Below are 22,125 nucleotides of genomic sequence, written 5' to 3'. Positions count from 1 at the left end.
GCGGATCGAACGGGAAAAGCCGGCCCGCCCTCGGCGGGCGGCCGGCACGCGAACCGGCCGCGCACGCGCGCCGGTCGGGCTTTCGGTTCCGCTGCGGTTCGGCGGCGCGCCGCGGGCGTTCAGCCGGCTGCCTGAATCGCCTCCTCGTACACGCCGGCCACGCGGCGCGCGATCACCGCATTGTCGAAATGATCGCGTGCATAGCGCTTGCACGCGGCCTCGTCGGGCAGCGCGATCGCGCCCGACAGCGCACCGCCGAGCCCTTCCGCGATCGCATCGGCGCCCGTCGACGGCAACACCAGATCGTTCGACAACCCGGCGACCGCCTCCGGCAGCCCGCCGACCGGCGTGACCAGCACCGGCGTGCCGGACGCCAGCGATTCGACGGTGATCAAGCCGAAGCCCTCAAGCGCGACCGTCGGCACGACGCTGACCGTCGCCGCACGATACAACGCCGCGAGATGATGATCGGGCACGAAACCGAGCAGCTTCACGTTGTCCTGCAGCCCCGCTTCGTCGATGCGCTGCTGCAGTTCCTCGCCGATCTTGCCCTTGCCGGCGATCAGCAGCAGCACGTCCGGGTGACGGCGCTTGACGAGGCCGATCGCATCGATCAGGTCCTCCAGCCCCATGCGCCGCACGAGCCGGCGCACGGCCAGCACGATCGGCCGGTCCTGCGGCAGTTGCAGCTTGTGCCGCGCCTCGGCGGGCGTGAGCGGCGTGTCGAACTGCGCGGTATCGACGCAGCCCGGGATCACACGCACGCGCGACGGATCGATCCCGTAGCGGTTCGTCAGGATCTGGCCGAATGCCTGCGACAGCACGATCAGCCGCGACGAGCGCGTATAGACGGCCTGTTCGAGATAGCGCTTCGCGCGCTGTCCGAGCGACGCGGCGCCCTCGACCTGGCTTTCGTCGGCCCACGGCCCCTGGAAGTGCGACACCTGCGGAATCCCGCGCGTCACGTCGAGCCCCGGGAACGTGTACAGCGCGAAGTGCGACGAAATCACGTCCGGCCGCGCGCTGCGGATCTCGTCGCGCAGCGCGCGCCGCGCGGCGAGCATCCGGCGCGCGAGCGGCTCCGACGCGGGACCGAAGCCCTGGATCGCCCCGCCCGTGTCGTCGGCGACCTTCGGCGAGCCGGCGACGAGCCCGCGCACCTCGACGCCCGCGCCGGGCAGCGCGCCGACGAGCGAGTAGTACATCCTGTCGAGGCCGCCCGCGCGTTCGGGAAACCAGTGCATGCCGATCTGCAACGATTTGATCGGCCGGGAAGATTGGGACATCACGGTTGCTCCTGCGTGATTGCATGCTCGACCCGCTCGAAGGCGGACGGCTGCGTGGGTTGGCCGATGCGCCGGTAAAGCGCGACGTACTGGGCGCCCATGTGCGCCCAGCCGAAACGGGTCATCAGTTCGCGGGCCGCGTCGCCCATCGCGCGACAGGTGTCGCGCGATGCCGCGAGCGCGCCGATCGCCTGCGCGAGCGCGGCGGGATCGTCCGGGTCCTCCAGCACGATCCCGCATTCGCGCGTGATGATTTCCGCGCCGCCCGCCGTGCGCGCGGTGACGATCGGCAGCCCGGCCGCCATCGCCTCCAGCAGCGACAGGCTCATCGCTTCGTAGCGCGACGGAAACACATACGCGTCGACCGAGCGCATCAGCGTCGGCATGTTCTTCACGAGACCGAGGAAATGCACGCGCGAATCGATGCCGAGCGCGCGCGCTTCTTCCGGATACGGGCTGCCAGGCAGATAGCCGGCCACCGCGAGATGCACGTTCGCGGGCAGCTTCGTCAGCGCCTTCAGCACGGTGCCGAGGTTCTTGCGCGGCGTGCGCAGGTCGCCGACGAACAGCAGCAGGAACGCGTCGTCCGGCAGCTTGAATGCCGCGCGGTCGGCCTGCGCGCCCGCGAACGCGCTGCCGTCGACGCCGTTGTAGATCACGCTGATCTTGCGGCTGTCGATGCCGAGCCCGGCGATCTCGTCGGCCACCTTCTGCGATACCGCGATGATCGCGCGCGAACGCTTGTACGCCCAGCGCTCGAGCACGGTATTCACGCGCGTATAGACGTACTGGTAAGCCGACCACAGCCCCTTGGTGGGCCCGAACGGATAGTACGGACTCTTGAACCAGCCGCCGTGCACGAAGTGCGCGGTATTCACGTCGGCCTTGATCCACGAGATGAAGCCGTTCACGTGCAGCACGTCGTATTCGCCGCGGTGCGCGCGCAGCCACGCCGCGCTTTTCAGCGCGAACACCTGCTGCTTGACGAGATTCGACGGCCAGAAGCCGCCGACCTTCACCGGCACCCAGCGCACGCGCGGGTCGGCCAGCAGCTCGGGCGCGACGTGCGACGCGACCAGCGTGACCTCGTAGTTTTCGGCCAGCGCCGCGCGCGCGATTTCGTAATTGACGCGGCCCTGCCCGTCGTTATGTCGCACGACGTGCGTGACGATCGCGATTCTCAATGGTCGCCTCCCCGTGAACGCGCGGCGGCCAGCAGGCGTTGCGCCTTCTGCCAGTGCGCCGCGGCAAGTATCGAAAAAATGGCTGTGAACATCAGCAGGCCGCCGGTGCCGATCAGCGAGTTCGTGAACACGAGCATCGCGAAGGTCGACAGGCACAGGCTCAGGCATGCCGCGACGAATTTGTCCTGGCGCAACTTGAACGCCGCGCGCAGCGTGCGGCCGAACAGCATCACGACGCCGGCGAGATACAGCAGCGTGCCGGGCCAGCCGAGCACGAACGGCACGTTCATCACGCCGCTGTCGAAGCTGCCGTATTTGCCGAGTTCGCCGCTGTCGCTCGACAGCTTCGTGGACGCGCCGGTCGCGCCCATCCCTTCGCCGGCGACGTCGGTGAACGCCGTCTGCGCGAAGGTCGCGTAGAACTTGTTGCGGTCGTCGTAGCTGCGGTCGTCCTTCAGGTTCGTGATCGACTGCAGGCGCGCGCCGAGCCGGTCGGCCACCGGCCCGACGGTCAGCAGCGGCACGCACAGCCCGACCAGCACGACGCCGCTGATCAGGATCCGCATCCGCACGCGGTTGCTCGATTGCACGAGCTGGATCGCGAGCGCGATCACCCAGCCGCCCCACGTCGAGCGCACGAGACACAGAGCGAACGACACGAAGCCGGCCGCCCCGGCGAACCAGCGGATCTTCTGCGGCGCCGCGAACACGAACACCAGCGCGCCCATGATCGCGAACGCGAACGGGCCGGACGAATTCATCGTGCTGAACACGCGCACGCCGTACGGCACCGGCTCGCCCTGCGAGCCCATGTCCGAGCCGATCATCCACAGCACGTCCCACTGCGGCATCACGAAGTACTGCACGATGCCGTACAGGCCCATCACGAGCATGCCCCACATGAACGTGGACAGCAGCACGTCGCGATACTCGGGATAGTCGCGCGCGTTGACCATGATGTGAAAGCCGATCAGCACCGGGTACACCCAGTTCGCGAGATCGTAGGTCGCGGCCATCACGCCGCTCGACACGATCCCGACGAGGTACGCATACGCGAGCCCGAACAGCATGAGCAGCACCGGGATGCCGCGCCGCTGCGCGAGCACGCGGTAATGCCTGAGCAGCCCCAGGCCGGCGATCATCGTCACCGCGAGCGGCGCCACCTGGATCAGGCTCGTCGGCGTGAACGCGCCCTTCGACCAGTCGGCCAGGCGACGCACCTCCGGGCTCAGGAACCACACCCACCACATGAAGCCGACATAGCGCGCCGGGCTCTTGAAATACAGCCAGATGCCGACCGCGATGGCCAGCACCGGGAACGCGAGCGTCAGCACCTTGCCCTGGTGGATGGCGATCAGCGCGGCGGTAAACGTCCACAGCCCGGCCTGGCCGGCCCAGTGCTTCGGCTCGGCGAACCAGCTGCGGGCGCGCGACGGCGCACGTTCGGCGGCAATCGTACTCATCGATCCGCTCTCAGCGCGACGACGGACGCGAATCCGCGAGCGGCATCGCGACGCCGGCCGCCGCGGGCGTGCGGCGCCGGCGCAGCATGTCGCGCGTGATCCGCACGTGCTGCTCGGCGAACGCCTGCGTGGTCAGGTCGCGCTCGCGCAGGCACGCGGCGGCCGCCCGCGCGCAGTCGAGCGCCGCCACCGGATCGGCGACGAAGCGATCGGCGGCCTGACGCATCGCCTGCGCGTCGAACGCCGGCACGTAGGCGGCCGTATCGTGCGGGAAGTAGTCGCTCAGGCCGCCCACGTCGGACACGATCATCGGCTTGCCGACGGCTGCCGCCTCGAGCATCACCGTGATGCCGGACGCGTGGAAATTCGGCCGCAGCGGCACGACGATCACGTCGGCCCACGCGTACAGTTCATGCTGCTTCGCGAGCCCCGACGCGGGGCCGATCTTCACGTTCGGCGCGTGCCATTCGCGCGGCACGCGGCGGCGCGTCGCGAGCCGCACGTCGTAGCGCGCGTCGCCGCCGAACGCGGCGAGGAACGTGCGCCAGTCGCGGTCGCGGTCGTTACCGATCGCCGCGATCCGCAACGGCCGGTTCGGCGTCCATTGCTGCGGCTCGACCGGCGGGAAATCCTGCGTGTTCAGCCCGTAGTAGACGAACTCGGCGTCGCGTCCGAGATAGCGGCGGCACAGGTCGGCATTGTCGCGGGCGAGCGTGGTCAGCGCGTCGGCGCGCGCGATCAGCTTGCGGTACAGCCAGCGGCGCGGGCCGCCGAAGCTGCCCCACTTGTCGAACAGCCACACGCTCTGCGCGAGCAGCAGCGGGCCCTTGCCCTGCTCACCGGCGAGCTTCAGGATCAACGCGGCAGCCAGATGCTCCTGCTCGGTATGCGTCCAGATCACGTCGGTATCGAGCAACGCCGCGCGATTGCGCCACGCATGCACGACGTCGAAGCCGAGCGCCGCCTTCAGCGCGCGGCGCGCGACGCTCACGACGCGGTTTTCGGCGCCGTCCTGCGAATAGGTCAGCCGGAATTCGTCGGATTCGGCGTGGTGATAGCCGTACAGGCAGCCGATCTCGTCGCCTTTCCGGTAGGTACGCGGATCGGCGCCGTGGAACAGATGGACGTGGACTTTCGTTGCAGCCTTCGTGGTCATGCGAGCCCTCCGGAGGGGGCCGCGCGCGGTGCGCGCGGGCCGTTCAAAACGTTACCGGCGGCATCGCCGCACGGTGGGGGGCGAGATTCGTGCGGCGCGCATCGCGCGCGCCGCGGCGCACCGCGCGCCAGTGCGCGAGCACACGCTCGCGCCGGGCGCCAGGCAGCGACAGCAGCACGTGCGCGAAGCCGGGATAGACGCGCGTACCGACCAGCGTCCACCACCACCACGCGATCTCGCGCCGCAGCGGTGGCAGATGCTCGCGCAGGATCAGATGCAGGTTGTACGCGCCGTTGCTGATCGCGTTCAGCGACGCGGCATCGCGCCGGTCGTCGTCGAAGCGCTCGGCCGGGAAGTGATCGACCGCGATCGACGGGTCGTAGACGAGCTTCCAGCCTTCGCGCTGCACGTGCATGCTGAAGCCCATGTCGTTGTGCACCTGCGCGCCGGCGCCGCGCAGCCGCGTGTCGAAGCGCAGCCGTTCGATCGCCGCGCGCCGGTAGCTCATGTTGGCGCCCTTGAGCATGTCGACTTCGCGCGCGCCGCCGACGCCGAGGTGATGATTGCCGACGATCTTGCCGGACAGCGTGAGCTGGCCGACGAGCTCTCTCGATTCGTCGAGCACGCGGCCTTTCTCGTGCACCCAGTCGCGTCCGCCGACCGCGCCCACGCGCGGATCGGACAGGAACGCGGCTTCGATGCGCGCGAGCCAGTCGGGACGCGGCGCCGCATCGTCGTCGGTGATCGCGACGATGTCGCCGTTCGCCGAGTCGAGCCCCTTGTTCAGCGCGGCGACCTGCCCCGGCACGTCGACCGGCACGAGGCGCAGCGGCAGCGCGCCGCCGACCGCCGGATCGGCGAGCCGTTCGTGCGTGGCGTCGTCCTCCGGGCGCGCGACGACGATCACCTCGTCGGGCAGCCGCTGCTGCCGCTGCAGCGCCAGCAGGCAGCGCGCGAGGTCGGCGGGACGCCGATAGGTCGGAACGAGCACGGAAATTTTCATTCGAGGTTCTCCAGTCGGCCGGGCCGGCGCGCGTGGCGCCGGCCCGGTTTCGCGCGACCCGGTCACGCGCTCAGGTATTCGTGCACGGCCGCATAGCCGCGGCCGTAGCCGCGCGCCTTCGGCGGCACGCCATTGAAGATCCCGCCTTCCAGATCGACGCCCGCGGTGCGCAGGCGCTTGATCGCATCAGCGATCTCGCCTTCGGTATGCATGCCCGAGCGCAGCACGAGGAAGGTCGAGCCGGCCATGCGGCCGATGATGGTCGCGTCGGTCACCGCCAGCACCGGCGGCGAATCGATCAGCACGACGTCGTAGCGCTTGCCGAGCCCTTCGAGGTATTGCGGCAGGCGCGTCGACATCAGCAGCTCCGACGGGTTCGGCGGACGCGTGCCGGCCGAGATGAACGACAGGCCCTGCACCGGCGTCTCGCGCACGGCATCCTCGAGCGCCGATTGATCGCTCAGCAGCTCCGACAGGCCCGGCTGCACGGTGAGGCCGAAGTAGCGGTCGAGCATCCCGCGCCGCATGTCGGCGTCGATCAGCAGCACGCGCTTGCCCGAATGCGCGAGCAGCACCGCGAGGTTGACCGTCAGGAAGCTCTTGCCGATGCCCGGCGTCGGGCCGGTCAGCACGATCACGCGGTTCTTCGCGTCCATCATCGCGAACTGCATCGCGGTGCGCAGGCTGCGCATGCTCTCGACGCTCAGGTCCTTCGGCCGCAGGCTCGCGAGGATCGGCCGCGCACGGCTGCCGCCCTTCTCCGCCGCCGCGTCGAGCTTCACCTGCTCGGCGCTTTGCGGCACCAGCCCGTACAGCGGCAGGTTGAACGCGCGCTCGATGCGGTCCGGGTCCTCGATGCCCTGGAACAGGTTGCGACGCAGGAACACGACGCCGGTGCCAAGGATCAGCCCGAGGAACACGGCGGCCGACAGGATCAGCACCTTCTTCGGCTTGACCGGCGCGCCCGGACGCAGCGCCGAATCGATCAGGTGGATGTTGCCGCCCGTGCCGGCCTTCTGCACCGACAGTTCCTGCACGCGGTTCAGCAGCAGCACGTAGATGTCCTCGGCGACCTTCGCGTCGCGCTGGAGCTGGACGGCCTTCACTTCGGTCGCCGGCAGGCTGCGGAAGCGGTTGCTGAACTTGTCCTTTTCGCCCTGCAGCTCCGCGAGCTGCTGCTTCGCGGCGATCACCATCGGGTGCGAATCGGTGAAGCGCTGCGCGAGCGACGCGAGCTGCAGGCGTTGCGCGGCGATCTGCTGCTCGTACTGCACGCTGCCTTCGAGGTAGACCTTCGCCTCGTCGCTCGCGTTGATCGAGCCCGACGTGCGCTGGTATTGCGTGAGCGCGGCCTCCGCGCGTTCGAGATCGGCCTTCAGGCGCGGCTCCTCGCCCTTCAGGAAGTCGAGCATCTTGGTCGCTTCGGCCTGCTTCGCGACCACGTGCTGGTTCAGGTACGACTGCGCGAGCGCGTTCGCGATCGCGGCGGTCTGGTCCGGGTCCTTGCCTTCGAGCGAGATCTGCACGACGCCGGTCTGCTTGCCCTGCTCGCTCACCTGGATGCCGGCCTGGAACCCGCTGATCGCGTCGAGATCGTTGTAGCGAACCACCGTGAATTGCGTGCCGGGGCGCGCGACGAGCTTCTGCACGAGCAGCGTCACGCCGCCGCCCTGCGCCGATTCGCCGACGCGGCCCGCCAGCAGCCGCGTGCCGTTCTCGTCGACCAGCGAATAGGTGCCGTTCGGGCCGGCCGTCAGCGTCAGCTTCTTGCCTTCGAGCGCCGGCACGACGTTGATCGTGTCGATGTCGGCGACTTCGCCGCCCCACGCATACGATTTCAGGCCGAGCCACGGCCGCGACGGTTCGCCCGGCGTCGCGAGGCGCGCGGCGAGGCTGCCGATCACCGGCAGCGTCTTCGGCGCGACCGTGAAGTTCAGCTTGAACTGGTCGACGACCGGCGCGACGACGCCGCGGCTCTTGATGATCTCGATTTCCGCGTCGGTCGGCGCCTGCTGCGGGCCGCTGTTGATCGACGCGCCCGTCTGCGTCTGCGTGAGCGCCTGCGACGTATTGTCGTTGCCCTCGACCCGCACGTGCACGTCCGCCTGGTAGACCGGCTTCGCGATGAAGCAGTAGAGGCCGGCGAGCGCGACGACCGTCACCGCGATGCCGAGCAGCAGCCAGATGTCGTCCATGATGACCTGGAGCAACTGGCCGAGGACGACGTCCTCTTCCTCGGTCTTCGCGGTCAGGTCCGCGTAGGAGTGTTTCGCTTGCGTGTTCACCATTCGTTCCCGCTTGAGTGGTGCCGGGGGGCGGACGCCACCCCGGCGGGCTATCAGCGCGTGATTTGCCGCATGTAGAAGATCGTCTGGATCGTCGGCAGCACCTGCTGCAGCACGCGGTTGAACTGCACCGAGCTGGCCGTGCTGACGTAGACGACGTCGAGCGGTTGAAGCGGGAAGCGACTCGACAGCATCAGCGCGTCGGGCTGCGTCATGTCGAGACGGAACACTTCAGGCTTCGTCGGGTTGTCGCGCATCCCGCGCATCACGTAGATCTTGCGCGGGTTCGCATCGGTGTCGAGAATCCCGCCGCCCGCGGTCAGCGCATCGGCGATGGTCAGCCGGCCCTTGAGCATCGGCACCGTGACCGGCGTCTTGACCTCGCCCATGATGAACACGCGGCTGTCGCTGCGGTCCGGCACGTTGACGATGTCGCCCGGCTGCAGCATCACGTTCTGCTTCACTTCGCCGCGATCGAGCACGCCGTTCGCGTCGAGCGTGTACAGCTTGCCGTCGCGCGTCAGGCGCACGCGCTGCAGGTCGGCCTCGGCGGTCGAGCCGCCCGAGCGCGAGATCGCGTCGACGAGCGTGAGCGGCACGTCGCTCACCGCGAGCGGGCCCGGCTGCTTGACCTCGCCCGTCACCTGCACCTTCTGGCTGCGGAACGACAGCACGCGCACGTCGAGCTGCGGATTCTTCACATAGCGCGCGAGGCTGGACGCCATCTCGTCGCGGATCTGCGCGACCGTCTTGCCCGCCACGCGGATGCGGCCGACGAACGGGAAGAAGATCGTGCCGTCGGCGGCGACCGTCTGGCCGTACGGATCGGCCTGGCCCGGCAGCGCGGTCGTATACGGCTGCTGCAGCGCGCCCGCGACCGATTGCGTCGTGTTGCCGCCGCTCGAGAACGACTGGCCCTGCGGCGTCGTCAGCTCCGGGTGATCCCACACGGTGACGCCGAGGATGTCCTGCGGGCCGACGCGATACGTGTACTGCGACGGATCGGTGTAACGTCCCGGCGGCAGCGGGTGATCGACCTGCGCTTTCTGCAGCTGGTCCATCACCACTTTGGCATCGATGTAATGAACCGGATAGGTTTCGGCCGCTTCCTGCCGGCCTTCGTCCTTCAGGTTCGACGAGTCGAGGTAGTTGCCGGGCGCGGTTGCACAGGCTGACAGGAAAGTCGTCAGCGCGACGGCAAGCGCCACCGGGCGCATCGGGCGTTTCAGCATAGTTTCTGTAGCCATCCTTGAACCAGACGTTCGATCAGTGAGTAGCTCTCGCGGTAGTCGGCCTCGGGGCCGCCGTGCGGGTCCGCAATCTCGGCCCCTTCCCACTTGCCGAGCAGGTGAACCTTGCCGCGCGCGAACGGATCGACCGCTTCGACGGCCGCGATCTGTCGGCGCTCGCTGACGAGAATCAGGTCGGCGTCGCGCACGATCCGGCGCGACAGCCGCCGCGAGCGGTGGGTCGTCGCATCGACGCCGCGCTCGGCCAGCAGTTGCCGCATCACCGGATCGATGCCGTCGCCGTCGTTCGCGTGCACGCCGGCCGAGTGGAACGTCGGACGCGGGCCGCCGCGCGACGCGGCGTGCGACTTGAACAGCATTTCCGCCGCCGGGCTGCGGCAGACGTTCGCGTGGCAGACGATCAGGATGTTCCGGAACATGGCGTCTCGTAACGAGTGACGGAAAGCGGGTTACGCGCTGGCGCGCGCAGCGCCCGGCACGCGGGCGGCGACTGCCTGGCGCGAGCCCGGCCGCCCGATCGGGTGATACTCGATGCCCTGCTCGCTCATCGTCTCCGGCTCGTACAGGTTGCGGCCGTCGAAGATCACCGGCGTCTTCCACAGGCGGCCGAGCGCGACGAAGTCGGGGCTCTTGAACGCCTTCCATTCGGTGACGATCACGAGCGCGTCGGCGTCGCGCGCGGCCTGCGCCTCGTCGTCGACGAAGGTGAGGCGTTCGAGCCAGCTCGGGTGATCGGCCAGATCGAGCGCGATCACGCGGCGCGCTTCCTGCTGCGCGACCGGGTCGTACGCGGCGACGCGCGCGCCGCGCGACAGCAGCTCGGCGATCAGCTCGCGGCTCGGCGCCTCGCGCATGTCGTCGGTGTTCGGCTTGAACGCGAGGCCCCACAGCGCGAACGTGCGGCCGCTCAGGTCCTCGCCGAAGCGCGCGACGATCTTGTCGGCGAGCACGCGCTTTTGCGTCGCGTTGACCGACGACACGGCCTTGAGGATCTGCAGCGACTGGCCGTGCTCGTCGGCCGTGCGGATCAGCGCCTCGACGTCCTTCGGGAAGCACGAGCCGCCGTAGCCGCAGCCGGCGTACAGGAAGTGGTAGCCGATGCGCGGATCGGAGCCGATCCCGCGGCGCACGGCCTCGATGTCCGCGCCGAAACGGTCGGCGAGGTTCGCCAGCTCGTTCATGAACGAGATGCGCGTCGCGAGCATCGCGTTCGCCGCGTACTTCGTGAACTCGGCCGAGCGCACGTCCATGTACAGCGTGCGCTCGTGATTGCGGTTGAACGGCGCGTAGAGCTTCTTCATCAGCTCGCGGGCGCGCTCGCCCGGCACGTCGTCGTCGCAGCCGATCACGATGCGGTCCGGCCGCGTGAAATCGTCGACGGCCGCGCCTTCCTTCAGGAATTCCGGATTCGACACGACCGAGAACATCTGGTCGCCGCCGCGCTTCGCGAGCTCCTCGGCGACCGCCGCGCGCACGCGCTCGGCCGTGCCGACCGGCACCGTCGACTTGTCGACGATCACCTTGAAGCCGGTCATGTAGCGGCCGATGTTGCGCGCCGCCGCGAGCACGTACTGCAGGTCGGCCGAACCGTCCTCGTCGGGCGGCGTGCCGACCGCGATGAACTGCACGTCGCCGTGCGCGACCGCGGCCTCGATGTCGGTCGAGAAGCGCAGGCGGCCCGCCGAACGGTTGCGCGCGATCACTTCCTTCAGGCCCGGCTCGTGGATCGGCACGCCGCCGTCGTTCAGGATGTCGATCTTCGCCTGGTCGACGTCGAGACAGAACACGTCGTGCCCGATGTCGGCGAGACAGGCGCCGGTGACAAGCCCTACGTAACCGCTGCCGATGATAGTCAGATTCATGATGTGTCGGACCCCTTGACCAATGATTCGAAATTCGTAAAACCGGAATGCCTGCGTGACGCAGCGCGTCGGTGTCAGTACGCGTTGCTGCCGGTGAACCCTTTCCACAGCGTCAGCACGACGATCTTGATGTCGAGCCAGAACGACCAGTTCTGCATGTAGTACAGGTCGAGCTTCACGCGGCCCATCATCTTCTCGATCTGGTCGGTTTCGCCGCGAAAGCCGTTGATCTGCGCCCACCCGGTGATGCCGGGCTTGATCCGGTAGCGGAACATGTAGCCCTTGACCAGATCCTTGTAGATGTCGTCGTGCGCGAGCGCATGCGGGCGCGGCCCCACCACCGACATCTCGCCCTTCAGCACGTTGATGAACTGCGGCAGCTCGTCGAGGCTCGTGCGGCGCAGGAACCGGCCGACCGGCGTCACGCGCGAGTCGTTCTTGGTTGCCTGCGTGACCTGCCCGGCCACTTCCTGATGCACCTTCATCGAGCGAAACTTGTAGATCTCGAACTCGTGCCCGTCGATGCCCTTGCGCTTCTGCCGAAAGAACACCGGCCCGCGCGAGGTCAGCTTGATCAGCGCCGCGATCAGCACCATCACCGGCGCGAGCGCCGTGAGCGCCGCCAGCGCGAACAGCCGGTCGAACACGAACTTCGGCAGGATCCGCACGTCGGTGATCGGCGACGCCGCGAGGTTGATCGCCGGCACGCCGAGCACCTCGACCACTTCCTGGTTGAAGAACGACAGCGTGCGCACGTCCGGAATGAAGCGGATGTTCACGAAGTCGTGGCGAAACACCGTCACGATCTGGTGAATCCGGCGCTCCTCCGTGATCGGCAGCGTGAGCCACAGCTCGCTGATCGCGCGGCTGCGCACCAGCCACACCAGCGATTCGAACTGCCGCTCGATGCGCACGTCGTCGAGCGCGACTTCGCCCGGCGCCTCGCTTTCGTCGTACACGCACACCGGGTTGAAGCCGGCCTCCGGCCGCGCCCGCATCTGCGCGATCAGCCGCCGCGCCGCCGGCGTGCCGCCGACGATCGCGACCGCCTTCAGGTTGTAGCCGCCGCGGCGCAACTGCCGCAGCACGACGTGCACGCAGGCCTTCGAGCCGGCGAGCAGCGCCATCGTCACCAGCGCCCAGTAACCCAGCCACAGCCGCGACAGGTCGCCCGACTGGTGAAAGCTGAAGCTCATCAGGATGCCCGCGAGCTCGACCGCGAGCCACGCGAACGCGACGCGCCCCATCAGCCCGACGAGACGCTTGCCGCGCCACGACTGGTAGATGCCGACGGCCGGAAAGAACACGACGACCAGCAGGCAGTCGAACAGCACCGTCGTGCGCTGCAGGTCGCTGAGCCCGATGCTGCCGTCGTGCAGCGCGGCCGCGATCAGCGCGCCCGTCACGACCATCGCGATATCGATGACTCTCGCCAGCACGCTCAACATGTCCGTTTCCTCTTCCTTGAACAGGCGTTTGCCGAACAGCTCCTCGTGCGACCCGTGCCGCACCTTCGATTCAAACGTTGCATGATGCTATTGAAGCGACAAGAAAATTCCCCCTCAAGCGCACAAGTATTTCGAAAAATAATCGGAAATTCTTGCCGCGATCTTTTTTAATTAAATCGGCAGGTTTTCCCGAATCGGGCGGAAACGGGGATTTTTTCAGACTCGTTACGCTTGCCGTGCACCCTTTGCGGGCGGGCACATCCGGCCGGCGACCGGAATTATTTTTTATTTTTTTATTTCCAGCCGATGCCATCGAGGAAAATTCTTCCGGATGAATGCGTGGCGGATATTCGGCATTGGGTCCGGTTTTATTGTCGATTTACTTCATGCTACAACGACAGGCACTGACTTCAACCGTGGAGAGTGTCATCATGAATGCTCCGGCAGTGGCCGCCGAAACGCGCCATTCTTCTTCCGCCGCAACCGCCGTCGGCACGCCCGGCGCCGGTATGCCCGCAGCCGGTATGCGTCTCGCCGTGCAGCCCGTGATTCTTGCCGGCGGTTCCGGCACGCGCCTGTGGCCGATGTCGCGCGAGCGTTTCCCGAAACAGCTGATCGGCCTGCTCGGCGATCATTCGCTGCTGCAGTCGACCGCGCTGCGCCTCGACGGCCTGACGGCCGATCACCCGCTGAACGACGACGTGCTGATCGTATGCGGCGAGGATCATCGCTTCACGACCGCCGAACAGCTGCGCCTGACGGCCAAGCGCGCGACCATCATGCTCGAGCCGCTCGGCCGCGACACCGCGCCCGCGCTGACGCTCGCCGCGCTGCGGCTCGTCGCCGACGGCAACGATGCGGTGATGACCGTGATGCCGGCCGACCATGCGGTCGCCGACCTGCCGCGCTTTCACGCGGCCGTCGCGGCCGGCGTGCACTGCGCCGCGCAAGGCAAGATTGCGACCATGGGCATCGTGCCCAAGCACGCGGAGACCGGCTACGGCTACATCCGCGTCGGCGCGCCGCTCGGCGACGCCGGGACCGGCACCCTCGACGTGCGCCGCCTCGACCGTTTCGTCGAGAAGCCGCACCTCGAACTCGCGCAGCAGTACGTCGCGTCGGGCGAATACTGGTGGAACAGCGGCATCTTCATCGTGCGCGCGTCGGTCTGGCTGAAGGCGATCCGGCAGCTGGAACCCGCGATCTACGCAGCCTGCGAACAGGCCGTCGCCCAGGGCCGGGACGATGGCGATTTCTTCCGCGTCGATCGCGAGGCGTTCGCCGCGTCGCCGTCGAACTCGATCGACTATGCGGTGATGGAGCCGCTCGCGAGCCAGCCGCAACTGTGCGAGAGCGTGGTCGTGCCGCTCGACGCGGGCTGGTCGGACGTCGGTTCGTGGGACGCGATCTGGCAGATCTCGGCGAAGGACGAGACCGGCAACGTCGGCCGCGGCCACGTGCTGTTCGAAGGCGCCGAATCGACGTTCGCGCATTCGGAAAGCCGCCTCGTCGCGTGCGTCGGCACGCAGAACCTGGTCGTCGTCGAAACGCCCGACGCCGTGCTCGTCGCGGACAAATCGCGCGTGCAGGACGTGAAGAAGATCGTCGGGCACATCAAGGCGCGACAAGGCACCGAAGCGACCGATCACCGCAAGGTCCATCGTCCGTGGGGCCACTACGACTCGGTCGACACGGGCGAGCGGTTCCAGGTGAAACGCATCGTCGTGAAGCCGGGCGCGCAACTGTCGCTGCAGATGCACCACCACCGCGCCGAGCACTGGATCGTCGTGCGCGGCACCGCTCGCATCACGCGCGGCGACGAAACGTTCCTGCTGTCCGAAAACGAATCGACGTACATTCCGCTCGGCGTATCGCACCGCCTGGAGAACCCGGGCAAGATGCCGCTCGAACTGATCGAAGTGCAGTCGGGTGCGTATCTCGGCGAGGACGACATCGTCCGCTTCGACGATACCTACGGCCGGCAGTAACGCGCCATGCACCCCGGGCGCCGCTTCGACGGCGGCGCCCGGGCAATACGGACATGATGGAAAAACCGGACGGGCGCGCGGCGCGGGCATCGTGGCACACGACGGCCCGCGCGTCGCGCGGGGACGACGATCAACCGACGCGATACGCGTATTCGCGACGCTCCGACTGCACGGGATCGTTGCGGCTTTCCGACAACGCACCCGCGCGACGCTCGGCGATGAAGCGCTTGATGTCCGATTCCGCACGCGCCAGCGCCGACAAACCGGCCAGCACTTCGCCTTGCGGCTCGCGCGCCGGCGCGTCGCTCGCACCGTGGCGATCGATCCACTGGCGCGCCCAGTCGAGCGCATACTGCTCGGCTTCCTCGGCATCGGTGAAGCGCGGGCCGATCAGGCCCGAGCGTTCGACGCGCCGGTCGTCCTGCGAGATCTCGGCCCACGCGCGATACATCAGGTTCTGCACGGGCTGCGCGGTGCCGCTGATCGTATAGCCGCGATACTCGTCGATCTGCGGCTCGGCCGACGAGAAGCTCGCGGACGACGCCCGCGCATGGCGCAGCTCCGTGGCCGGCGCGCCGGGCACCGAGAACGACACGTCGGCGCGGCCGTCCACCTGGTCGGCCGACATCGTGCTCAACGACGCACCCTCGCCCTCCCAAACGTTTGCCTGCGCAACCGGCAATTGCCACGACTCGGGGTTTTGCCAGAACACGCCACGCAGACGATCGTTGTCGGGCACGGGCTCCGCGCGGCGAGCCGGCACGACGGCCTCCGGCGGCGGCGGAATATACGCGAACGTGCGCCCGCTGAACTGGGTCAGCACGTCGATCATCTGCAGCAGCGTGCCGTTCGCGAGCCACTCCTCGTAGCGACGACGGCACGTCGGCCCGGACGGATAGCGACCGGGCAGCTTGGACCAGGCTTCCCCGGTCGTCAGGATCCACAGCACCGCGTTGGCGACGACACGCGGTTCGGCGCGTGGACGCCCGCGACGGTTCAGCCGGATGGGTTCATCGGCGATCAGCGCTGAAAGGCGAAACCACTCTTCATCGTTAAGCTCATCGAAGAACATAGTCGATCTCTCCACGCAGCCAGGCCGGGGCTGCGATTGGCGGCGCCGTCGCGACACATCGCGTCGCGGGGCGGCCAGGTTGCACATTATGGTTATCCGGCGTTGTGCATACCGGGCGACACCGCACTTTCACGGTGCCGCGATTCCCGGCAATGGCGCACAAATCGCGGTCTCACTCCAATGTGGGAATTTTTGTGCACGAAGCATACCATCCCTAGGGTTTATCTCAATATGACAATGACTTAATGTTACGCACTGAAACAACCTGCCATGGGCGGGCAATCCATTTACGCTTGAATTTTTTTGCGAGATCTTTATGCCGATGGCTGCAAAGGCCCGTCCGGCGGGGCTCCGCAGCGTCTGAAGAATGCGCTGAAACAGGCGGTTTCGGGCTGCTCCGACCCCTGCCGGCAACACCGCCCGGAATAGCCTCCGAAAATCGGTAAATCAGGGGAAAATTCGTAACAAGATATTCATGAATCGGTAAATCATTCAAATTGCGCTGAATCAAATTATCTTCATGCACAATCTCTTTATTGTTTCTCTGCGAGTGATGAAAACACGCTGACGCCGCGCGCCCAATGTGTCCCCGCATGCAAATCCGTCACGCTTGTTACATTTTCGCGGCGAGCGCCGCACGGCCGCGCCGGACGGCGCGGGGCGCGGGTTTCTTCGGGTCGGAACGGAAAAGCGCAAGCCCGCGTGCGTGGCACGCAGCGCGGGGAGGCCGTGGCGCTAGCGCAGATCGCCGGCCAGCGACGCGGTCACGTCCGCGTCCACCCGCTGCGGCGGCATCGTGTAGGCCGGGTGATCGCAGCCGATCGACAGCGCCGCGCCGCCCTTGAGCGCCGCGCGCATCGGCGCATCGAACTCGAAGCGCACGAAGTGCACGGCCGACGTCTTCTCCGCGTTGTCGCGCTCGAGATCCTCGTCGGCGATCGCGTAGACGCTCGCGTGCCCGTCGACCCGCAGGTACACGCGATCCTCCACGCCGATCAGCCGCGCGAGCGCCGCGCGCCGTTCGATTTCATGCTCGTACTCGATCTGCATCGTCGCCTTCAGGTTGGTGCCGTCGGGCACCAGCGGCAGATACGCGTCGAGCTCCCCTTCGATGCCGGCCTCGTCGAAGATCTTCTCGATGTGCAGCATCTCCTGGATCTGATAGCGGATCGTCGTCTCGTCCTCGAACAGGAAACGCAGGTGGTTGCCGAGCGCCACCGCGCGGCGGCGCTTGTACGCGACGAGCCGCGCGTGTTCGGCCTTGCGGATCTTCGCGTACGCTTCGAGCGTCAGCAGGGAGTCGCGGGTCAGCGTCATGGATGTCCTCGTGGATGGCCGGCAGCGGCTCAGATGCCGTACGCGCGGCGCAGCAGCGTCAACGGATGCGCGAGCGGCGCGTGCGGCAGCCCCTTTTCGTCGATGCCCTGCACGATGTGATGGCCGGCGAGCGCGCAGTCTGACGACACGACGTCCGGCTGCGGCTCGGCCATCGCCTTGAACACCGGCGCGCCGATCCGCATCGCCTCCGCATGAAATGCCTTCTTCACGCCGAACGTGCCCGCGTGGCCCGAGCAACGCTCGACCACGTTCACGCGCGTATCGGGCACGAGCGACAGCGCATCGGCCGTCTTGCGGCCGATGTTCTGCACGCGCGCATGGCACGGCACGTGATAAGACACGGTGCCGAGGCCGGTCTTGAAATCGGTCTTCAGCAGCCCGTCGCGATGCCGCGCGATCACGTATTCGAACGGGTCCCAGAACGCGTCGGCCACCGCGCGCACGGCTGCGTCATCAGGGAACATCAGCGGCAGCTCGCTCTTGTACATCAGCACGCAGCTCGGAATCGCGCCGATCAGCGCATAGCCGTCGCGCGCGTAGCGTTCGAGCACCGGGATGTTGACGGCCTGCTTCGCGGCGACGCCGTCGAGATTGCCCTGCTCGAGCAGCGGCATCCCGCAGCACGCTTCGCGCGCGACGAGTTCGTACGGGATCTCGTTGTGCGCGAGGATCGCGAGCAGGTCGTGGCCGATTCCCGGCTCGTTGAAGTTCACGTAGCAGGTCGCATAGATCGCGACCTTGCCGGGCGTGCGTTCGCCGTCGCGCACGGGCGGGTTGTCCGAACGTCTGGCGGCGCGCCGGAACTTGCGCGGCGCGAATTCCGGCAGCCACGCATGACGATCGACGCCGAGCGCCGCTTCGAGCGCGTGGCGCGCGGGCGGCGTGCGGTTCACCGCGTTGACCGCCTGCGTGACGACCGGAATGCCCGCGAAATGGCCGAGCGCATCGGTATTCGACAGCACCTTGTCGCGCAACGTCGCTTCGCCGCGTTTGTAACGCGCGGCCTTGCCGCGCAGCATCAGGTGCGGGAAATCGACGTTCCATGCGTGCGGCGGCACGTACGGGCATTTCGTCATGTAGCAGAGGTCGCACAGATAGCACTGGTCGACGACCTTGCCGAACGCGGCCTTCGGCACTTCCTCGATGTCGCCCGTCGGCGTGTCGTCGACCAGGTCGAACAGCGCCGGAAACGCGCCGCACAGCGACACGCAGCGCCGGCAGCCGGCGCAGATGTCGAATACACGCGTCATTTCCGCATCGATCGCGGCCTGGTCGTAGAACGCTTCGGACTGCCAGTCGAGCGGATGCCGGGTCGGCGCTTCGAGACTGCCTTCCTTGTGGGGCATGGGACGCTCCCGCGTGGCGCGCATGTGCGCAAGCGCACCGCCCGCGCGCTGCGGGCGGCGACAGAACGAACGGCCGGCTGCGGGCCGGTCGCACGGCGATGCCGTGCGGCCCGCGGCGGCTCGTCAGTCGACGAGACTGTCCAGCGCCTTCGTGTAGCGGTTCGCGTGGCTGCGTTCGGCTTTCGCGAGCGTCTCGAACCAGTTCGCGATTTCGTCGAAACCTTCGTCGCGCGCGGTCTTCGCCATGCCCGGATACATGTCGGTGTATTCGTGCGTTTCGCCGGCGATCGCCGATTCGAGATTCAGGCGCGACGAACCGAACGGCAAGCCCGTGGCCGGATCGCCGACGGCTTCCAGGTATTCGAGATGGCCGTGCGCATGGCCGGTTTCGCCTTCGGCGGTCGAGCGGAACAGCGCGGCGACGTCGTTCTGCCCCTCGACGTCGGCCTTCGAAGCGAAATACAGATAGCGTCGATTCGCCTGCGATTCGCCCGCGAATGCGGCCTTCAGGTTCTCTTCGGTTTTGCTGCCCTTGAGTTGAGCCATTTGCGCCTCCGTTCGAGTCGGCGCGGCCACGTGCGACGCCGGGCCGATCAGATATGTGGGGAACGATGCGTGCGCCGGGCGCGCATCGTGCTCTTCAATCTAGGCGCTCGCGTTCGCATCACCCAATAGGCTTTTTCAATGCGGACGATAGTGTCGGGTGCGGGGTGCGAGGCGGACGGTCGGGAAGACGGAGCGCGCGCGTCATGCGTCATGCGTCATGCGTCACGCGTCATGCGTCATGCGTCACGCGTCATACGGCAGCGCGTCACGCATCCATCGCGCGCTTGAGCAGCAATTCGCGCTCACGCTCGTTGCGCGTCAAATCCGCCGCGCGGCGGAACTCCAGCTTGGCCTCGTCGGCGCGGCCGAGCTTCGCGAGCAGATCGCCGCGCACACTCGGCAGCCAGTGATAGCGCGCGAGCGCCGGATCGTCACGCAGCACGTCGACGAGTTCGAGCGCCGCGGCCGGACCGAACGCCATGCCCACGGCCACCGCGCGATTCAGTTCGACGACCGGCGACGGCGCGACTTCGGCGAGCGCGTCATACAGCGCGACGATCTGCGCCCAGTCGGTGTCCGCCGCCTGCCGCGCCCGCGCGTGGCAAGCCGCGAGCGCGGCCTGCAGCGCATACGGCCCGCGCACGCCGCCGAGCTTCGTCGCCCGCTCCAGCGCCGCGAGGCCGCGCCGGATCAGCAACGGATCCCAGCGGCTGCGGTCCTGGTCGAGCAGCAGCACGGGCCGGCCCTGTGCATCGACGCGTGCATGCATGCGCGACGCCTGTAGCTCCATCAGCGCGACGAGCCCGAGCACTTCGCTTTCATCCGGCGCGAGCCCGGCCAGCACGCGGCCGAGCCGCAACGCCTCGTCGCAGAGCGCCGGACGCATCCAGTCGTCGCCCGCCGTCGCCGCATGGCCCTCGTTGAACACGAGGTAGATCACTTCGAGCACCGACGCGAGCCGCGCCGGCCGCGCATCGGCGGCCGGCACCTCGAACGGCACGTGCGCCGCCGCGAGCGTGCGTTTCGCGCGCACGATCCGCTGCGCGATCGTCGGCTCGGGCGTCAGGAACGCCCGGGCGATCTCGCCCGTCGTCAGCCCGCCGAGCAGCCGCAGCGTCAGCGCGACGCGCGCGTCGGTCGACAGCACCGGGTGGCACGACGTGAAGATCAGCCGCAGCAGGTCGTCGCCGATGTCGTCGTCGCTCGCGTCGGCGAGCGCGTCCGCGATGTCGGGGACGACGTGCGCTTCGAGCGCGTCCATCTCGTGACCGAGCTGGTCGCGCTTCGCCGCATGAAGCGACTCCTGCCGGACCCGGTCGAGCGCGCGGCGCTTCACGGCCGTCATCAGCCAGGCGGCCGGGTTGTCGGGCACGCCGTCGACGGGCCAGTGCTCGAGCGCCGCGACGAGCGTGTCCTGCGCCAGTTCCTCGGCCACGCCGACGTCGCGCACCACGCGCGCGGCGCGCGCGATGATCTTCGGCGCCTCGATTCGCCAGACTGCCTCGATCGCACGATGCGTGGCCTCATGCGTCACGACGCCTGCCCCTGGGCGGACGCATCCAGTGGCATGGCCATCAGCTCCCACGTATGACCGTCCGGATCGGTGAACCCGTGGCCGTACATGTTCGGATACTCGCGCGGCGGCTGCGGCGCGGCCCCGCCGGCCGCCAGCGCCTTCGCGACGAGCCCGTCGACTTCGGCACGGCTGTCGCACGACAGGCACGACAACACCTGGATATGCGTGGCCGGATCGATGATCGTCTTGTCGGTGAAGGTCTGGAAAAACGGCCGCACCAGCAGCATCGCGAAGATCGTGTCGCTGATCTTGATGCAGGCGGCCTGCTCGTTGGTATAGGCCGGCACGACCTCGAAGCCGAGCGCCTGGTAGAACGTCTTCGCGCGCGGCAGGTCGGCTACCGGCAGGTTGATGAAAACCATCTTGTGCATGACGGATACTCCGGTGAGGTGGGATTCAGGCGTGGCTGCGGCCGACGTGGAGATCACGGAACCGCTCGACCGCATCGCTCGGCGTAAGGTCGTCGAGCTCGAACAGCGGCCGCACCTCGATCTCGCAGTCGAGCTCGGCGCCGAACGGCGCGGGGAACCGGCGCGTCCATTCGAGCGCCTCGTCGCGCGAGCGCACCTGGATCAGCGTATAGCCGGCGATCAGTTCCTTCGTTTCGGCGAACGGGCCGTCGATCACCGTGCCCTTGCCGCCCGTGTAGCGCACGCGCCAGCCGTGGGCGCTCGACCGCAGGCCGTTGGCGTCGAGCAGCACGCCGGCTTTCGCCAGCTCCTCGTGATAGACCGTCATGGCCTCGACCAGCCGGTTGTCCGGCAACGCGTCGGATTCGCTGACGGCGTTCGCCCGGATCATGATCATGAATCGCATCGTTTACTCCTTGTCGTCGGTGGAAGGCGGCGCCCGTTCCGCGGCGCCTTATCCGGACGACGGGCGGAACACGGCCGGATCGACATGCGCCACGACAAATCAGGGTAAATACCGAGTCGCGACGTTCACAGGAAGCACGGGCCGACCGCGCGCACCTCGACCGTGCACCATTGCGCGGCCGGGCACTGGCGCGCGATTTCGATCGCTTCCTCACGCGTGTCGACGTCGACGAGGAAGAAGCCGCCGACCATCTCCTTCGCCTCGGCGAACGGGCCGTCGAGCAGGCGCGTCTCGCCGTCGCGCACCTGCACGCGCGTGCCGCGCTCGGACCGCTCGAGCGACTCGACGCCGCGCAGCACGCCGCGGGCCTTCAGCGACTCGGCGAAATCGACCATCCGCGCATAGAGCGCCTGACCTTCGTCGAGGGTGCGCTCGGCGCGCTGTTCGGTCGGTTCGACAATCAACAGCATGTAAGACATGGATTTCTCCTGTGGGGACGGGGCGCG

General features: G+C 67.8%; 19 protein-coding genes. 1 reads left to right on the top strand and 18 read right to left on the bottom strand.

Features of this window, described 5'->3' with window-relative positions:
* Window positions 1-119: 119 nt before the first annotated feature.
* The 10 genes from H0X95_RS22135 to H0X95_RS22090 all read right to left on the bottom strand — a co-directional run bounded on the left by H0X95_RS22135 (window position 120) and on the right by H0X95_RS22090 (window position 12,937).
* Window positions 120-1,286 carry a glycosyltransferase family 4 protein gene (locus H0X95_RS22135; protein WP_006482818.1) on the bottom strand — a complete coding sequence of 389 codons (1,167 nt, stop codon included), beginning with the start codon at window positions 1,284-1,286 and terminating at the stop codon, window positions 120-122.
* On the bottom strand, window positions 1,286-2,470 hold the full coding sequence (locus H0X95_RS22130) for a glycosyltransferase family 4 protein (RefSeq protein WP_196446222.1): 1,185 nt from the start codon (window positions 2,468-2,470) through the stop codon (window positions 1,286-1,288). Before H0X95_RS22130 ends, H0X95_RS22135 begins: the two co-directional genes overlap by 1 nt.
* A complete protein-coding gene (locus H0X95_RS22125) occupies window positions 2,467-3,933 on the bottom strand; it encodes an O-antigen ligase family protein (protein WP_006482820.1) in 1,467 nt (488 codons plus the stop codon). Before H0X95_RS22125 ends, H0X95_RS22130 begins: the two co-directional genes overlap by 4 nt.
* Before the next feature lie 10 nt (window positions 3,934-3,943).
* The gene (locus H0X95_RS22120) at window positions 3,944-5,089 is read right to left on the bottom strand and encodes a glycosyltransferase family 4 protein (protein WP_059722565.1); all 1,146 of its coding nucleotides are present in this window, start codon (window positions 5,087-5,089) and stop codon (window positions 3,944-3,946) included.
* Window positions 5,090-5,132: 43 nt separating this feature from the next.
* Window positions 5,133-6,092, bottom strand: coding sequence for a glycosyltransferase family 2 protein (locus tag H0X95_RS22115; protein ID WP_059722563.1), 960 nt, complete (start codon window positions 6,090-6,092; stop codon window positions 5,133-5,135).
* A 62-nt stretch (window positions 6,093-6,154) separates the two neighbouring features.
* Window positions 6,155-8,380, bottom strand: coding sequence for a polysaccharide biosynthesis tyrosine autokinase (locus H0X95_RS22110; RefSeq protein WP_006497287.1), 2,226 nt, complete (start codon window positions 8,378-8,380; stop codon window positions 6,155-6,157).
* A 50-nt stretch (window positions 8,381-8,430) separates the two neighbouring features.
* Window positions 8,431-9,609: a polysaccharide biosynthesis/export family protein gene (locus tag H0X95_RS22105; RefSeq protein WP_006482941.1), complete on the bottom strand. Its 1,179-nt coding sequence runs from the start codon at window positions 9,607-9,609 to the stop codon at window positions 8,431-8,433.
* A complete protein-coding gene (locus tag H0X95_RS22100; protein WP_006482944.1) occupies window positions 9,603-10,046 on the bottom strand; it encodes a low molecular weight protein-tyrosine-phosphatase in 444 nt (147 codons plus the stop codon). The genes H0X95_RS22105 and H0X95_RS22100 overlap by 7 nt, the downstream gene beginning before the upstream one ends.
* A 30-nt stretch (window positions 10,047-10,076) precedes the next feature.
* Window positions 10,077-11,489, bottom strand: coding sequence for a UDP-glucose dehydrogenase family protein (locus H0X95_RS22095; protein WP_006497289.1), 1,413 nt, complete (start codon window positions 11,487-11,489; stop codon window positions 10,077-10,079).
* A gap of 74 nt (window positions 11,490-11,563) precedes the next feature.
* Entirely contained in the window at window positions 11,564-12,937 is a 1,374-nt protein-coding gene (locus H0X95_RS22090) for an undecaprenyl-phosphate glucose phosphotransferase (protein WP_034203384.1), read from the bottom strand.
* A 431-nt stretch (window positions 12,938-13,368) separates the two neighbouring features.
* On the opposite strand from H0X95_RS22090, the gene H0X95_RS22085 reads away from it, so the two are divergent.
* Window positions 13,369-14,925: a mannose-1-phosphate guanylyltransferase/mannose-6-phosphate isomerase gene (locus H0X95_RS22085; protein ID WP_059722562.1), complete on the top strand. Its 1,557-nt coding sequence runs from the start codon at window positions 13,369-13,371 to the stop codon at window positions 14,923-14,925.
* Between the two features lie 130 nt (window positions 14,926-15,055).
* Here the strand turns inward: H0X95_RS22085 and H0X95_RS22080 are convergent, their stop codons facing one another.
* The 8 genes from H0X95_RS22080 to H0X95_RS22045 all read right to left on the bottom strand — a co-directional run bounded on the left by H0X95_RS22080 (window position 15,056) and on the right by H0X95_RS22045 (window position 22,098).
* Window positions 15,056-15,997, bottom strand: coding sequence for a DUF6566 family protein (locus H0X95_RS22080; RefSeq protein WP_006482942.1), 942 nt, complete (start codon window positions 15,995-15,997; stop codon window positions 15,056-15,058).
* Window positions 15,998-16,732: 735 nt separating this feature from the next.
* The gene (locus H0X95_RS22075) at window positions 16,733-17,314 is read right to left on the bottom strand and encodes a DUF3501 family protein (RefSeq protein ID WP_006482947.1); all 582 of its coding nucleotides are present in this window, start codon (window positions 17,312-17,314) and stop codon (window positions 16,733-16,735) included.
* 29 nt (window positions 17,315-17,343) lie between these two features.
* On the bottom strand, window positions 17,344-18,681 hold the full coding sequence (locus H0X95_RS22070; protein ID WP_006482946.1) for a heterodisulfide reductase-related iron-sulfur binding cluster: 1,338 nt from the start codon (window positions 18,679-18,681) through the stop codon (window positions 17,344-17,346).
* A gap of 123 nt (window positions 18,682-18,804) precedes the next feature.
* Window positions 18,805-19,227, bottom strand: coding sequence for a rubrerythrin family protein (locus tag H0X95_RS22065; protein ID WP_006497294.1), 423 nt, complete (start codon window positions 19,225-19,227; stop codon window positions 18,805-18,807).
* Between the two features lie 265 nt (window positions 19,228-19,492).
* Window positions 19,493-20,761, bottom strand: a complete 1,269-nt coding sequence (locus H0X95_RS22060; protein WP_006482940.1) for an RNA polymerase sigma factor — start codon at window positions 20,759-20,761, stop codon at window positions 19,493-19,495.
* Window positions 20,758-21,174 (bottom strand): VOC family protein, encoded by a 417-nt coding sequence (locus tag H0X95_RS22055; protein ID WP_058902855.1) that lies wholly within the window; start codon window positions 21,172-21,174, stop codon window positions 20,758-20,760. The genes H0X95_RS22060 and H0X95_RS22055 overlap by 4 nt, the downstream gene beginning before the upstream one ends.
* Window positions 21,175-21,199: 25 nt before the next feature.
* A complete protein-coding gene (locus tag H0X95_RS22050) occupies window positions 21,200-21,619 on the bottom strand; it encodes a YciI family protein (protein ID WP_006482945.1) in 420 nt (139 codons plus the stop codon).
* Between the two features lie 125 nt (window positions 21,620-21,744).
* Window positions 21,745-22,098, bottom strand: coding sequence for a YciI family protein (locus H0X95_RS22045; RefSeq protein WP_006482933.1), 354 nt, complete (start codon window positions 22,096-22,098; stop codon window positions 21,745-21,747).
* Window positions 22,099-22,125 lie beyond the last annotated feature (27 nt).

The organism is Burkholderia sp. 9779_493 (assembly GCF_015712215.1).
In the GTDB taxonomy this organism is placed as follows: Bacteria; Pseudomonadota; Gammaproteobacteria; order Burkholderiales; family Burkholderiaceae; genus Burkholderia; species Burkholderia cenocepacia.
This window is presented reverse-complemented; position numbering and strand designations above follow the sequence as displayed.